9 protein-coding genes are annotated in these 13,735 nt (G+C 73.5%); 5 read left to right on the plus strand and 4 right to left on the minus strand.

Annotated features, from left to right (window positions below; translation table 11 throughout):
* The first annotated feature begins 100 nt into the window (after positions 1–100).
* From glgX to QUY26_RS11240, 3 genes are all read left to right on the plus strand, one after another.
* Entirely contained in the window at positions 101–2,476 is a 2,376-nt protein-coding gene (gene glgX / locus QUY26_RS11230; RefSeq protein WP_289945554.1) for a glycogen debranching protein GlgX, read from the plus strand.
* A 61-nt stretch (positions 2,477–2,537) separates the two neighbouring features.
* Positions 2,538–3,491 (plus strand): LysR family transcriptional regulator, encoded by a 954-nt coding sequence (locus QUY26_RS11235; RefSeq protein WP_289945556.1) that lies wholly within the window; start codon positions 2,538–2,540, stop codon positions 3,489–3,491.
* Positions 3,492–3,761: 270 nt separating this feature from the next.
* Positions 3,762–5,171, plus strand: coding sequence for a carbohydrate-binding protein (locus QUY26_RS11240; protein ID WP_289945557.1), 1,410 nt, complete (start codon positions 3,762–3,764; stop codon positions 5,169–5,171).
* Between the two features lie 172 nt (positions 5,172–5,343).
* Here QUY26_RS11240 and QUY26_RS11245 read toward each other — a convergent pair whose 3' ends face one another.
* From QUY26_RS11245 to QUY26_RS11260, 4 genes are all read right to left on the minus strand, one after another.
* Complete coding sequence (locus tag QUY26_RS11245) at positions 5,344–5,976, minus strand: response regulator (protein ID WP_289945559.1); 633 nt, start codon at positions 5,974–5,976, stop codon at positions 5,344–5,346.
* Positions 5,966–7,342: a sensor histidine kinase gene (locus QUY26_RS11250; RefSeq protein WP_289945561.1), complete on the minus strand. Its 1,377-nt coding sequence runs from the start codon at positions 7,340–7,342 to the stop codon at positions 5,966–5,968. Before QUY26_RS11250 ends, QUY26_RS11245 begins: the two co-directional genes overlap by 11 nt.
* A gap of 68 nt (positions 7,343–7,410) precedes the next feature.
* Entirely contained in the window at positions 7,411–8,268 is an 858-nt protein-coding gene (locus QUY26_RS11255; RefSeq protein WP_289945562.1) for an ABC transporter permease, read from the minus strand.
* On the minus strand, positions 8,265–9,260 hold the full coding sequence (locus QUY26_RS11260) for an ABC transporter ATP-binding protein (protein WP_289945564.1): 996 nt from the start codon (positions 9,258–9,260) through the stop codon (positions 8,265–8,267). The genes QUY26_RS11255 and QUY26_RS11260 overlap by 4 nt, the downstream gene beginning before the upstream one ends.
* 304 nt (positions 9,261–9,564) lie before the next feature.
* Here QUY26_RS11260 and QUY26_RS11265 point away from each other — a divergent pair, with 304 nt between their 5' ends.
* Entirely contained in the window at positions 9,565–11,607 is a 2,043-nt protein-coding gene (locus QUY26_RS11265; protein WP_289945566.1) for an ABC transporter ATP-binding protein, read from the plus strand.
* Entirely contained in the window at positions 11,604–13,706 is a 2,103-nt protein-coding gene (locus tag QUY26_RS11270) for an ABC transporter ATP-binding protein (protein ID WP_289945567.1), read from the plus strand. Before QUY26_RS11265 ends, QUY26_RS11270 begins: the two co-directional genes overlap by 4 nt.
* The last annotated feature ends 29 nt before the right edge of the window (positions 13,707–13,735 follow it).

Consider the following 13,735-nt stretch of genomic DNA (forward strand, 5'->3'; position numbering starts at 1 on the left):
GCAGAACAGACAGCAAGGACGTCGTGCGGGCAGCCGCGGCCGGGACGCCGCACGCCCTGAGCGCGCGCGTCGACCGGCCGGAGCCGCGGGAGGCGAGCAGGTGTCGAGCGCAGCCGAGCAGGAGGCAGTCCAGCGGGCGCGGGCCCGGGTCCGCGGCCGGCCGGACGACGGCACGGACACCGCCGCCGGACCCAACGGCGGGCGCGGTGCGCGGGCCCGGCAGGCGCCCGCGCGGACCGTGTGGCCGGGGGCGCCGACGCCGCTGGGCGCCCGGTTCCGGGTCGGGCCCGACGGGGTCGCGGGCACCAACTTCGCGCTGTGGGCGGGCGGCGCGGAGGCCGTCGAGCTGTGTCTGTTCGACGAGGACGACGGCGGCCGTGCCACCGAGACGCGCTGCCCGTTGACGGAGCTGACGCACGAGATCTGGCACGGCTTCCTGCCGGGGGTCCGGCCGGGGCAGCGGTACGGCTTCCGGGTGCACGGCCGCTGGGACCCGTGGACGGGCGCCCGGTTCAACCCCGCGAAGCTGCTGCTCGACCCCTATGCCCGCGCCGTCGACGCGGGCACCGGCAACGACTACGGCGCGCTGCCGCCCGAGGTGTACGGCCATGTGCGGGACTGGCCGCAGCAGCACGTCGCCGACACCGTGCGCGACGACCGCGACTCGGCACCCCACGTGCCCAAGGGCGTCGTGGTGCACGACGACGCGCCGGACGACGAGTGGTGCGAGGACCGGCGCCCGAAGACTCCGTGGGCGGACTCCGTCATCTACGAAGTGCACGTCCGCGGCTTCACGAAGCTGCACCCCGGGGTCCCCGAGGAGCTGCGCGGCACCTACGCGGGCCTCGCGCACCCGGCCGCCGTCGACCATCTCGTACGCCTCGGCGTGACGGCCGTCGAGCTGCTTCCCGTGCACCAGTTCGCGCACGAGGACCATCTGCTGCGCCGGGGCCTGAGGAACTACTGGGGCTACAACTCGATCGGGTACTTCGCCCCGCACGCGGCGTACGCGGCGTCCGGCACCCGCGGCCAGCAGGTCGGCGAGTTCCGGCGGATGGTGCGGGCGCTGCACGAGGCGGGGATCGAGGTGATCCTGGACGTCGTCTACAACCACACGGCCGAGGCGGACGAGCTCGGGCCGATGCTGTCCCTGAAGGGCATCGACAACCGCGGCTACTACCGGCTCCAGGACGACCCGCGCCGGTACGCCGACTACACCGGGTGCGGCAACACCCTGCACGTCGTCCAGCCGCACGTGCTGCGTCTGATCACCGACTCGCTGCGGTACTGGGTGTCGGAGATGGGCGTGGACGGCTTCCGCTTCGACCTCGCGGCGGCGCTCGCGCGCTCCTTCCACGACGTCGACATGCTCTCGCCGTTCCTCGCGGTCATCGCGCAGGACCCGGTCCTGCGGCGCGTGAAGCTGATCGCCGAGCCGTGGGACGTCGGGTCGGGCGGCTATCAGGTGGGGGCGTTCCCGCCGCTGTGGACGGAGTGGAACGACCGGTACCGGGGTGCGGTGCGGGACTTCTGGCGGGGCGCCCTGCCGGACGTGCGGGACCTCGGCTACCGGCTCTCGGGGTCGAGCGACCTGTACGCGTGGGGCGGGCGGCGGCCGTACGCGTCGGTGAACTTCGTGACGGCCCACGACGGCTTCACGCTGCGCGACCTGGTGACGTACGAACGCAAGCACAACGAGGCCAACGGCGAGGGCAACAGGGACGGTTCGAACGACAACCGGTCCTGGAACTGCGGGGTCGAGGGCGAGACGGACGACGCGGACGTGACCGCGCTGCGGCGGCGCCAGCTGCGGAACCTGATGACGACGCTGCTGCTCTCGACGGGCGTGCCGATGCTCGTCGCGGGCGACGAGATGGGGCGCACCCAGCGCGGCAGCAACAACGCGTACTGCCAGGACAACGAGATCAGCTGGGTGGACTGGGAGCAGCGCGAGCAGCCCGGGTGGCGGCAGCTGCTGAGCCTCACGTCCCGGCTCATCGCGCTGCGGCACCGGCATCCGGTGCTGCGGCGGCGGTCCTTCTTCTCCGGCCGGGCGCACTCGGCGGACGGGCTGCGGGACCTGGCGTGGTTCACGGCGCGCGGTACGGAGATGACGGAGGCCGACTGGTACGCGCCCGCGGCGACGCTCGGCATGTACCTGTCGGGGCGCGACATACCGGGGCGGGACGCGCGCGGGGCCGCGGTCACGGACGACAGCTTCCTCGCGGTGCTGCACGCCGCGGAGCGGCCCGTCGACTTCCTGCTGCCGGGGCCGCCGTGGGCCGCCGCGTACGAGGTCCTCGTCGACACCTCCCTGGAGGAGCAGGAGGACGCACCGGGGGCGCTGCTCGCCGCGGGGGCGACGGTGCGGGTGCAGGCGCGGTCGGTGCTGTTGCTGCGGGCGGTGCCGGGGGACGCGCCGCCGGGAGACGGGAGGGCTGAGAACCCTGAGGCGGGGGACGCGCACGGGACTTGATGGGCTTTCAGGTCCGTACCAAGGTATTGCCCATGGCGCGGACCCGGACGAAGCTCACCGCATGGACCTGGAGTTGCGGCACCTGAAGACGATCCGGGCGATCGCCGACGCGGGCAGCCTCACCAAGGCTGCCACCGCCCTCGGCCTCGCGCAGCCCGCGCTCAGCACCCAGCTGAAGCGCATCGAGCGGGCCCTGGGCGGGGAGTTGTTCGAGCGCGGGCGGTCCGGGGTGCGGGCCACCGCGCTCGGTGAGTTCGTGCTCGCCCGGGCCCGGATCGTGCTGCCCGCCGTCACCGGGCTCCAGGAGGAGGCCGAGCGGTTCACGCGCGCCTTGCCCGATCGGCGCGGGTTCCGGCTCGGCGGGACGCACGGGCCGCTGCTCGGGGGGCTCGTGGACCGGCTTGCCGCCGCGCACCCCGATCAGCCCGTGTCGACGTACACCTCCTGGTCGGAGCGGGAGATCGCCGCCCAAGTGGCGGACGCGCGACTCGACTTCGCGCTGGTGGGGACGTGTGGGGCGGCCGTACCGCCGGAGAACGAGCGGCTCGTGTGGCGCGAGGTGGCGCGCGACCCGGTGTTCGTCATGCTGGCCACCGGGCATCCGCTGGCCGGGGCCGCGGAGGTCGACCTGGCCGACTTCGCGGGCGAGGCGTGGACGGACGTGCCCGGGGACGGGTGCTTCGGGGACTGCTTCACCGCGGCGTGCGCGCGGGCGGGGTTCGCCCCCACCTCCGTGTACGAGACCGACACCGCGTCGTGCGTGCATCTGGTGCAGGTGGGGCGGGCCGTGGGGTTGTGCCGGGCCACGTTTCCGCCGACCGCGGGGGTGGTCACGCGGCCGCTGGCGGGGGCGCCGCTGTACTGGCGGCATCTGCTGGGGTGGCATCCGGAGACGTACGCGCACGACAGTGCGGCGGAGGTGCTTGCGCTGGCTCGGGCCGTGCACGCGGCTGCCGCCGCGCGTAGCGAGAGCTATTCGGCGTGGCTGGCTCTGCCGGGGGCGGACGTGGGCTGAGCCCTCGCGGGGCGCCGCCGTTCGCGCTGCGCGCCCGTCCGCGAACGCCGGACAGGCTGAGAACTTCGCCGGCGTCGGCTGGAAAGTGCGGGCCGGAGCGGCCGTCGGCCACCACCCGCGACCCGGTCCATAACGTCAGCGCAGGGGGGCAACTGGAATCTATTGACCGCCTGTTGACCCTTCTACGGTGTGGTCGACCGGAGAACGAGCGGATCCCGCTTCCCCGCTTGGGGGTCCGCCGCTCCCCGTCCACACCGAGGAGAGACCCCCATGCAGCTCAGACATGCCTCCCCGACTCAAGACAGCCGTAAGGCACTGCGCCGTGCCCAGGCGGCGGGTGCCGCGCTGGCCGCCGCCGGTGCGCTCGTCCTCGCCGGGCTGCCCGGCTCGGCGGTCGCGCAGTCCGACTCCCCGTCCCCCTCCCCCACACCCCGCGACGCCGCGGCGGCCGCCGCCGTGGAGCGGACGTCGCCCGAGGTCCTGAAGGCGATGCAGCGCGACCTGCGGCTCACCGCGGGCCAGGCCAAGGCGCGGCTCGTCAACGAGGCGGAGGCGGGGGCCGCGGGCGGCGCGCTGCGGTCGGCGCTCGGCCGTGACTTCGCGGGCGCCTGGGTGACCGGCGCCACCTCGGCCTCGCTCACCGTCGCCACCACCGACGCCCGGGACGTCGCGGCCATCGAGGCCGAGGGCGCGCGCGCCCTGGTGGTGCGCCACTCGCTCGGCCGGCTGGACGCCGCCAAGGCGAAGCTGGACCGGGCCGCGAAGAGCACCCGGACCGCCGACGCGCCCGTGTGGTTCGTCGACGTGAAGTCCAACGCGGTCGTGGTGCAGGCGGTCAAGACGTCGGCCGCCGACAAGCTGGTGAAGGCGGCGAAGGTCGACCGCGGGCTCGTCCAGGTCCAGCGGACCGCCGAACGGCCGCGGCCCTTCTACGACATCGTGGGCGGCGAGGCGTACTACATGGGCAGCGGTGGCCGCTGTTCGGTGGGCTTCTCCATCACGCAGGGGTCCACGCAGGGCTTCGCGACGGCGGGCCACTGCGGGCGTGCGGGCACCACCACGCGTGGCGTCAACCAGCAGGCCCAGGGCACGTTCCGCGGCTCGATCTTCCCGGGCCGGGACATGGCGTGGGTGGCCGCCAACGCGCAGTGGACGTCGACTCCGTACGTCAAGGGCTCCGGCGGTCAGCGCGTGAGCGTGGCGGGTTCGACGCAGTCGCCGGTGGGCGGCTCGATCTGCCGCTCCGGATCGACCACCGGCTGGCACTGCGGCACGATCTCGCAGCACAACACCAGCGTCACCTACCCCGAGGGCACCATCAGCGGTGTGACCCGTACGACCGTGTGCGCGGAGCCCGGTGACTCCGGCGGCTCGTACATCTCGGGCAGCCAGGCGCAGGGCGTCACCTCCGGCGGTTCGGGCAACTGCCGCTCCGGCGGCACCACGTTCCACCAGCCGATCAACCCGCTGCTCCAGCAGTACCAGCTGACGCTGAAGACGACGGGCGGCGGCCAGGACCCGGACCCGGGCGACCCGACCGGCACCTGGGCGGCGGGCTCCGTCTACTCGGCCGGTGACACCGTCACCTACAACGGCGCCACCTACCGCTGCCTCCAGGCGCACCAGGCCCAGCCCGGCTGGGAGCCGCCGAACACTCCCGCCCTGTGGGAGGCCGCCTGACCCTTGCCGCGGGCCCGCCCCGACCGGCGGGCCCGTCCGGGTCCCGGGCGGGACCACTGCTCATCCGCGCTGGTGGGAGCGTGGATGCGGACCCATGGCCGTCAGGTCGCGCCTCCGGGGGGAGACGCGGCCGCAAGGGCCGGATTCCGGCCTGGGCCGACCGCGTGGACGGTCAGTCGAGGATGCCGCGGCGATAGGCAGTCGCGACGGCCGCGGCCCGGTCCTTGACGTCCAACTTGCCGTAGATATGGGTGAGATGGGTCTTGACCGTGGCTTCGCTGATGAACAGCCCCTTCGCGATGTCACGGTTGGACGTGCCCCTGGCGACGAGTGCGAGCACTTCCCGTTCGCGGGTGCTCAGCCGCTCGTCGTCAGGGGCACGTACGCGTTGCACCAGGCGGGACGCGACGGCCGGGGAGAGGACGGTGCGGCCCTCGGCGGCGGCGCGGACGGCGCCGAACAGCTCGTCGCGCGGGGCGTCCTTGAGCAGGTAGCCCGTCGCGCCGGCCTCGATGGCGGGGAGCGTGTCGGTGTCCGTGTCGTACGTGGTGAGCACCAGGACGCGGGCGCGGGCACCGCGCCGGGTCAGCTCGGCGATGGCGTCGACCCCGCCGCCGCCCGGCATCCGCAGGTCCATCAGGACGACGTCCGGGTCGAGCCTGGCGGTCAGCTCGACGGCCTGGACGCCGTCGGCCGCCTCACCGAGGACCGTGAAGTCGGGCGCCGACTCGAACATGCCGCGCAGTCCGTCGCGCACGACCGGGTGGTCGTCGACGACGAGGACGGTGATCACTTCAGTGTTCATCGCCCACCAACGGTACGCGCGCCGACACGGCCGTGCCGCCACCGGGCTCCGACTCGACGGTGAGGGTGCCCGCGATGCGCTCGGCGCGGGCCCGCATGCCGGTGAGGCCGAAGCCGCCGGTGCGGGTGCGGGTGGCCCTGGCGAGGGGGTCGAAGCCACGGCCGTCGTCGCGGATGTCGAGGGTGACCTCCCCCGCCATGTACGACAGGGTGACGCCGACGCGGGTCGCGGCCGCGTGCCGGGCGGCGTTCGACAGGGCTTCCTCGGCTATGCGCAGCAGGGTCGCCTCGATCTCCTCGTGCAGGGGTCCGTCGGTGCCGGTGACCGTGAAGTCGGCGCGCACGCCCGTGCGCTCGCCCCACTCGGCGACCGTCGCGCCGAGGGCCTCGGGCAGGCTGTCGTGCTCCAGGGCGACCGGGGCGAGGTTGTGCACGGAGCGCCGGGCCTCGCCGAGGCTGTGCCTGGCCAGGCCGGTGGCCCGGTCCAGGTGCTCGCGGGCGAGCTGCCGGTCGGGGGTGTTCGCGACGACTTGGAGCTGGGCGATGATGCCGGTGAGGCCCTGCGCGATGGTGTCGTGGATCTCGGCGGCGAGGCGTCTGCGCTCGTCGGCGACGCCCGCCTCACGCGCCTGGAGCAGGAGTTGGGCGTGCAGCGCGGCGTTCTCGTCGAGGGCTTGCTGGAGCGCGGCGTTGGCCGCTTCGAGCTGGTCGATGGTCCGCTCCTGGAACCGGGTGCGTTCCTCCTCCTTGTTGGCGATGTGGGCGAAGACCGTGAGCAGCCCGACGTTCACGCCGAGCATCGCCCCGAACACCACCCAGCCGATCCGCCCGTGCGGCGGCAGCCCGCCCGCCTGCGCGCCCGCCATGACCACGGCGGTCGCGAACAGGCCGACGGGGACCAGGCGGTGCGGTAGCAGCCGCTCGGAGCCGAAGTACCCCGTGACGGCGTAGAACACGAAGAACGGGTTCAGCCACGACAGCGTGAACGCGAGCGCCCAGCGCAGGAAGTAGTACGCCGTACCGGAACGGGAGGGGCCCGGCCGGGACCGGGCGGCCCCGATCCACCAGACCTGCAGCCCCGTGGCGGCCACGATGAGTCCCGCCGCCACCGCCCACGCGTCCCACCCCATGCCGACGACCTCGGCGGTGGCCGCGGAGAGCAGGCTGCCGAAGGCGAGGAGGACGAGGGGTCCCCACCGGTGGAACAGCTCCCAGCGCTCGGTGACGAGGGTGGTGGGGGTGGGGGCTGTGGTGGGGGTGGCATCCCGAGCCGGGGGTCTGCCGGAGTTGGTGCGGGCGTCCCGTGCCGAGGGTCTGCCGGAGGCGGCGGTGGCGTCGGGGCCGTCGGGCGTGCCAGGTCGGGGCATGCGCCCAGTCTCGTCCACTCGGCCCGCGGGTCCCGCCGCGCCCCCGCTCGCTGCCGACGGCGCCGTCCTCACTCCCAGCGGAACCATCGCGCCGCCGCCGCGGTGAGTGCCGTCGTCCACAGGACGAGCACGCCCAGGTGGACCGGTCCTGGCCAGTCCCCGGCCGCTGCCTGGTTCAGGGCTTCCGCCGCCGCGCCGAACGGCAGCGCCTCGACGATCCGGGCGAGGGCGTCGGGCATCGCCCGCACCGGCAGCCAGACGCCCGCGCTGAACATCATCGGGAAGAAGACCGCCGAACCGACCGCCGTCGCCGCCTTGGAGGTGCGCGACAGCGCGGACACCAGGGCGCCGAGCGCCAGCGCGGCGGCTGTCGCGAGGACCAGCGCGATCGCGTACCCGCATATCTGCCGGGGCAGCGGCACGTCGAAGACGGCCCGGCCGACGGTCAGGGAGAGCAGTGCCGAGCCGAGCGCGGCGGCGCCGTGCAGTCCCATCTGCGCGCCGAGCACCGCGGCGGGCCGCACGGGTGTGGCCGACATCCGGCGCAGGATCCCGCGCTCGCGATAGCCCGTGATCACCGGCGGCATGGCCTGGATCCCCGCCATGATCATGGAGAGCAGCACCGTCACGGGGACGTACGCGTCGACCAGGCGGATGCCGCCGAGGTCGTCCTGTGCCTCCCGGAACGAGGGGATGGATCCGAGGACCGCGAGGAGCACCGTGGGGAAGGCGAGGATCCAGAAAAGGGAGCCCGGTTCACGCCGGAACAGCCGCGCTTCGGCCTTGAGGACGGCTCGGGCGGCGCCGGGGGCACGGGCCGGGGCGGAGTGCGGGCCGGGCGTCGGCCCGGGGGTGGCGGGGCTGGTGGCTGCGGCGGCCGAGGGGGGTGCGGCGGCCGATTCGGCCGAGCCGAGGGGAGTCGTCATGCCGGGGCTCCGTGGTGTCCGGGGCGGGTGGGCTGGTGGCCGGCTGCCTGGGGAGGCGCGGGGCCGTCGGCCGCCGTGGAAGGGTCGGTCTCCGTGGTCGTCAGGTCGAGGAAGGCGTCGTCCAAGGTGGCGTCGGTGACGCGGAGTTGGTGGGCCGTGATGCGGTGGCGGGCCAGGAGAGTGAGGAGGGCGTCGACCGTGGCGTCGGTGCCGTTGAGGGTGAGGCGGCCGTCCTTCTCCGTGGTGGAGCGGAGCCGGGGCAGCGCGGCCAGGTCGGCGGGGGCCAGCGGCACCGAAGGGGTGAAGGAGATGACCGTGGAGCCGGCGGAGCGGCCGATGAGGCCCGCGGGGGTGTCGAGCGCGGCCACCCGGCCCCGGTCGATCACCGCTATGCGATCGCAGAGCCGCTGGGCCTCCTCCATGAAGTGCGTGACGAGCAGGACCGTGACGCCGCTGTCCCGCACCTCCTCGATCAGTTGCCAGGTGTCCCGGCGGGCCCGTGGGTCGAGGCCGGTGGTCAGCTCGTCCAGGACGACGACGCGGGGGCTGCCGATCAGGGCGAGGGCGATGAAGAGGCGCTGCTTCTGGCCGCCGGAGAGCTTGGCGAAGCGGGTGGTCAGCTTGTCGGTGAGGCCGAGCCGCTCGGCGAGCGGACGCCAGTCGGCCGGGTGGGCGTAGAACGCGGCGTACAGCTCCAGTGCCTCGCGGACCGTCAGCTTCGGCTGCAGCTCGCTCTCCTGGAGCTGCGCGCCGAGGACGCGGGTGACGCGCGCGTGGTCGGCCACCGGGTCGAGCCCGGCGACGCGCACCGAGCCCGCGTCGGGCACGCGCAGGCCCCCGACGCATTCGACGGTGGTCGTCTTGCCCGCGCCGTTGGGCCCGAGGACGCCGAAGATCTCGCCCTGCTCGACGGCGAACGAGACGCCGTCGACCACGGCCCGGCCGCCGTAGGCCTTGCGCAGGTCCCTGACTTCGATGAGAGGAGGAGGCATGCGACAAGCCTCGCCGTCACGGCCCCCGCCCCACATCGGCCATCCCGCCGCGACCACCATCCACCGATCGGTTGATGCCCCCCTACGACCCCCGAGGCGCCCCGGAAACGGCCGCGCCACCCGCCGGGCCCACCCACCGGACCCACTCACCGGATCCACCCACCGGATACACCCACCGGATACACCCGCCGATCCACCGGCCCACCGCCGCCAACAACCGCCCACGGCCTAGGACCAGCGGCCGACCCGGACCGGGCCAAAACTCGGTGGGCGCTGTCAGTGGTGAAACGTAGGCTCGCCCCTGATGTCCACCACACCCGCACCTGCCCAGGACCACGGCGGACGCTCCGCCGTCAGGACGCTCACCCGGCTCTGGCCGTATGTGCGTCCCGTACGGACACGCCTGTTCACGGCCGCGTTCGTCGCGATCGTGGCGTCCTGTACGGGCCTGCTGTTCCCGCTCGTCCTGAAGTGGATCGTGGACGGCCCGGTGGCCGACCGGGACACCGGGGGCGTCTGGCTCGGGGCGCTGCTCCTGCTGGGGCTCGGTGTCGCGGAGGCGCTCCTCTTCGGCTTCCGGCGCTGGCTGGTCGCGCGGCCGCTCGCGGGCGTGGAGGCGGAGATGCGGGCGGACCTGTTCCGCCACCTCCAGCGCGTGCCGGTCGCCTTCCACGACCGGTGGGCGTCCGGCCAGTTGCTGTCGCGCGGCACGACCGATCTGATGCTGGTGCGCATGTTCCTCGCGTTCCCGCTGACGTTCCTGCTGGTCAACGGCACCACGATCGCGGTCGGCATGGCCATTCTGCTGGCCCAGGACTGGACGCTCGGCCTGGTCCTCCTCGCTCCCGTGGTGCCGATGGTGGCCTTCCTCGCGTACTTCGAGGGGCGGTACGCCGCCGTGGCGCGGCGCGCGCAGGACCAGGTGGGCGATCTGACGACGGTCGTCGAGGAGAGCGTGCTCGGCATCCGGATCATCAAGGGCTTCGGGCGGCACCGCAGTCAGGCCCGGGCGTTCCGCGAGCTGTCGGGCACGCTGCGCGGCACGGAGCTGGTCAAGGCCCGCCTCCTTGCCGCGATCTACGGCGTGATCATGACGCTGCCGGAGCTGGCGATCGGGGCGGCGCTCGTGCTCGGCTCGGTCCAGGTGGCCGACGGCGACCTCTCCACGGGCACGCTGGTGGCGTTCCTTTCGACAGCGCTCGCGCTGCGCTGGCCGGTGGAGTCGATCGGCTTCCTGCTGGCGATGAGCCAGGAGGCGGCGACGGCCACGGAGCGGTACTTCGAGGTCCTGGACGCGGAGCCGGAGTCGGACACGGGGGCGGACTCGGGCACCTCAGACTCGACGGCGGGCACCTCGGACTTGACGACGGGCACCTCGAACGCGACAACGGGCACCTCGAACTCGACAACGGGCACGGGCGACTCGGACCTGGGAACAGGCACGGGCGACTCGGGGACGGGCGCGGACAAGGCAGGCGCAGCCGCCGCAGTCCCCACGCCACGCACCCCCACCTCCCCCTCGCCCCTCACACCCGCACCCGCACCCGCACCCGCACCCGCACCCGCGTCCACACCCACGTCCACACCCACACCCACACCCACACCCACCGACGGCATCCGCTTCGAGGCAGTCGAGTTCCGCTACCCCGACGCCCCGGACGACGCCCCGCCCGTCCTGGACCGCATCGACCTGCACATCCGCACCGGCGAGACGCTGGCCCTCGTCGGCGCCACCGGCAGCGGCAAGACCACGCTGACGGCCCTCGTGCCCCGGCTGCACGAGGTGACGGGCGGGCGCATCACGCTCGACGGCGAGGACATCGCGGCGCTGCCGCGCGAACGCGTGCGCACGCTGGTGTCCATGGCCTTCGAGGAGCCCACGCTGTTCTCCGCGTCCGTGGGCGAGAACGTGCTCATGGGCGCCGACGGGAGCGCGGGTGAGGAGGAGCTGGGCCGAGCACTCGCGGTCGCGCAGGCCGAGTTCGTGCACGGGCTGCCGAAGGGGGCGGACACGCAGGTCGGCGAGCAGGGGCTGAGCCTGTCCGGCGGGCAGCGGCAGCGGCTCGCGCTGGCCCGCGCGGTGGTCGGCAGGCCACGCTTCCTCGTCCTCGACGACCCGCTGTCCGCACTCGATGTCCACACGGAGGCGCTGGTGGAGGCGGCGCTGCGGCGGGTCCTGAAGGACACCACGGCGCTGGTGGTGGCGCACCGCCCGTCGACGGTGCTCCTCGCGGACCGGGTCGCGCTGCTGTCCGGGGGCCGGATCACGGCCGTGGGCACGCACCAGGAACTGCTGCGGGAGAACGCCGAGTACGCATGGCTGATGTCTGGGGGGACGGACGAATGAACACGGTGGGCGACAAGAAGACCCAGCCGGACGACGAGCACTCCGACAAAGCCGTCACACCCGCCGACCCCTCAGCCAGACCAGACAGCCCCAACAGCCCGAACAGCCCGGATGACCCGGACAATCCCGACACCCATGGGAGCCCAACCACCCCTGAGAACGCCGACACCACCGACACCATCAACAACACCGTCAACACCGTCAACACCAACAAGACCAACAAGACCAACAAGACCAACACCAGCAAGACCAACACCAGCAAGACCAGCAAGACCGCCCAGGAAGCCCTGGACGAAGCCTTCGACCAGGACACTCTCCCCGCTCCCCCGGGTGCGACCGGCGCCCTGCTGCGCTCCCTGCTCGCCCCCCGCCGCGCCCGCGTCACGCTGGCCGCCGTCCTGCTCCTCGTCCAGCAGGCCGTCATCCAGGCCGGGCCGCTGCTCGTCGCGTACGCCATCGACCGGGCCGTGCCCGCGTTCCGCGCCGACGACCACGGCCCGCTGATCGCGGTCGGCGTGGCCTACCTGGTGTGCGCGGGGGCAGCGGGGGCGTTCCAGTACGCCTTCATCGTGGCGTCCGCGCGCGTGAACCAGGACGTGCTGCTCGATCTGCGGGGCCGGATCTTCCGGCACGCGCAGGCGCTCAGCGTGGACTTCCACGAGCGGTACACGTCGGGGCGCCTGATCTCCCGCGCCACCACGGACGTGGAGTCGCTGCGGGAGCTGCTCAACGAGGGCCTCCAGGAACTGCTCACGGTGGTGCTGTCGTTCGTCACGATCTCGGCGATGCTGCTCTGGCTCGACCTGGGGCTCGGCGCGGTCGCCGTCCTGTCGTTCGTGCCTCTGTACGCGCTGATCCGGCTCTACCAGCACCGCGCGGGGAAGGTGTTCCGCGTCCGCTCGACCGCGGTCGCCGCCGTCATCGTGAAGTTCACGGAGACGATGAACGGCATCCGGCCGGTGCGCGCGTTCCGCCGCGAGCGGGCCAACGAGGAGCAGTTCGCGGCACTCAACCACCGGCACGAGCGCACCAACGGCGACGCGCTCCTGGAGATGGCGCGGTACGTGGTGGGCTCACGGCTCGTCGCGAACACGGCGGTCGCGGGCATCGTGCTGTGGGGCGCGTACCGCGTCGCGCAGGACACGCTCGCGCTCGGCGTGCTCGCCGCCGCGGTGCTGTACCTGCGGCGGCTCTACGACCCGATCGACCGGCTCGGGATGTTCCTCAACTCGTACCAGTCGGCGGCGGCGTCGCTGGAGAAGATCGCGGGGCTGCTCGCGCAGACGCCGTCCGTGCCGGAGCCGGAGGCCGGCACCGAGAAGCAGCTGCCGCCGCTCGCGTCCGAGCACCCGGGCCGCACCGTCGAGTTCGACGGCGTGCGCTTCGCGTACCGCACGGGCGGTGAGATCCTGCCGCGCTTCGACCTGACGCTGCCCGCCGGGCAGACCGTGGCCGTCGTCGGCTCGACGGGAGCGGGCAAGTCGACGCTGGCGAAGCTGCTCGCGCGGTTCTACGACCCGTCTGCGGGGCAGGTCCTGCTGGACGGCGTCGACCTGCGCGAGCTCGCCGTCCCGGAGCTGCGGCGGGGCGTCGTGATGGTCACGCAGGAGGCGTTCCTGTTCTCCGGCACGGTCGCGGAGAACATCGCGATCGGCCGCCCGGACGCGACCCGCGGGGACATCGAGCGCGCGGCGAAGGCCATCGGCGCCCACGACTTCATCATGTCGCTGCCGGACGGCTACGACACCGACGTGCGCAAGCGCGGCGGCCGCATCTCGGCGGGCCAGCGCCAACTGGTCGCGTTCGCCCGCGCCCTGCTCGCCGACCCCGCCGTCCTGATCCTCGACGAGGCGACCAGCTCCCTGGACATCCCCGGCGAGCGAGCGGTGCAGCGGGCGATGGACACGGTGCTGCGGGGCCGCACGGCGGTCGTGATCGCCCACCGCCTGTCGACGGTGGAGATCGCCGACCGGGTCCTGGTGATGGAGCACGGCCGGATCGTGGAGGACGGCGCTCCGGACGAACTGATCGCGGGGACGGGTCCGTTCGCGGAGTTGCACCGGGCCTGGCGGGACAGCGTCGTGGGCAGCGGCGCGTAGCGGCTGCGCGGCGCGCACGCCGGGATCGT

The sequence above is a fragment of the Streptomyces flavofungini genome, from assembly GCF_030388665.1.
Lineage (GTDB): Bacteria > Actinomycetota > Actinomycetes > Streptomycetales > Streptomycetaceae > Streptomyces > Streptomyces flavofungini_A.

Excerpts from the sequence above, each read along its gene's own strand:
- QUY26_RS11270 (WP_289945567.1), top strand. The coding sequence starts at position 11,604 with ATGAACACGGTGGGCGACAAGAAGACCCAGCCGGACGACGAGCACTCC.
- QUY26_RS11235 (WP_289945556.1), top strand. The coding sequence starts at position 2,538 with ATGGACCTGGAGTTGCGGCACCTGAAGACGATCCGGGCGATCGCCGAC.
- QUY26_RS11240 (WP_289945557.1), top strand. The coding sequence starts at position 3,762 with ATGCAGCTCAGACATGCCTCCCCGACTCAAGACAGCCGTAAGGCACTG.
- QUY26_RS11265 (WP_289945566.1), top strand. The coding sequence starts at position 9,565 with ATGTCCACCACACCCGCACCTGCCCAGGACCACGGCGGACGCTCCGCC.
- QUY26_RS11245 (WP_289945559.1), bottom strand. The coding sequence starts at position 5,976 with ATGAACACTGAAGTGATCACCGTCCTCGTCGTCGACGACCACCCGGTC.
- QUY26_RS11250 (WP_289945561.1), bottom strand. The coding sequence starts at position 7,342 with ATGCCCCGACCTGGCACGCCCGACGGCCCCGACGCCACCGCCGCCTCC.
- QUY26_RS11260 (WP_289945564.1), bottom strand. The coding sequence starts at position 9,260 with ATGCCTCCTCCTCTCATCGAAGTCAGGGACCTGCGCAAGGCCTACGGC.
- QUY26_RS11255 (WP_289945562.1), bottom strand. The coding sequence starts at position 8,268 with ATGACGACTCCCCTCGGCTCGGCCGAATCGGCCGCCGCACCCCCCTCG.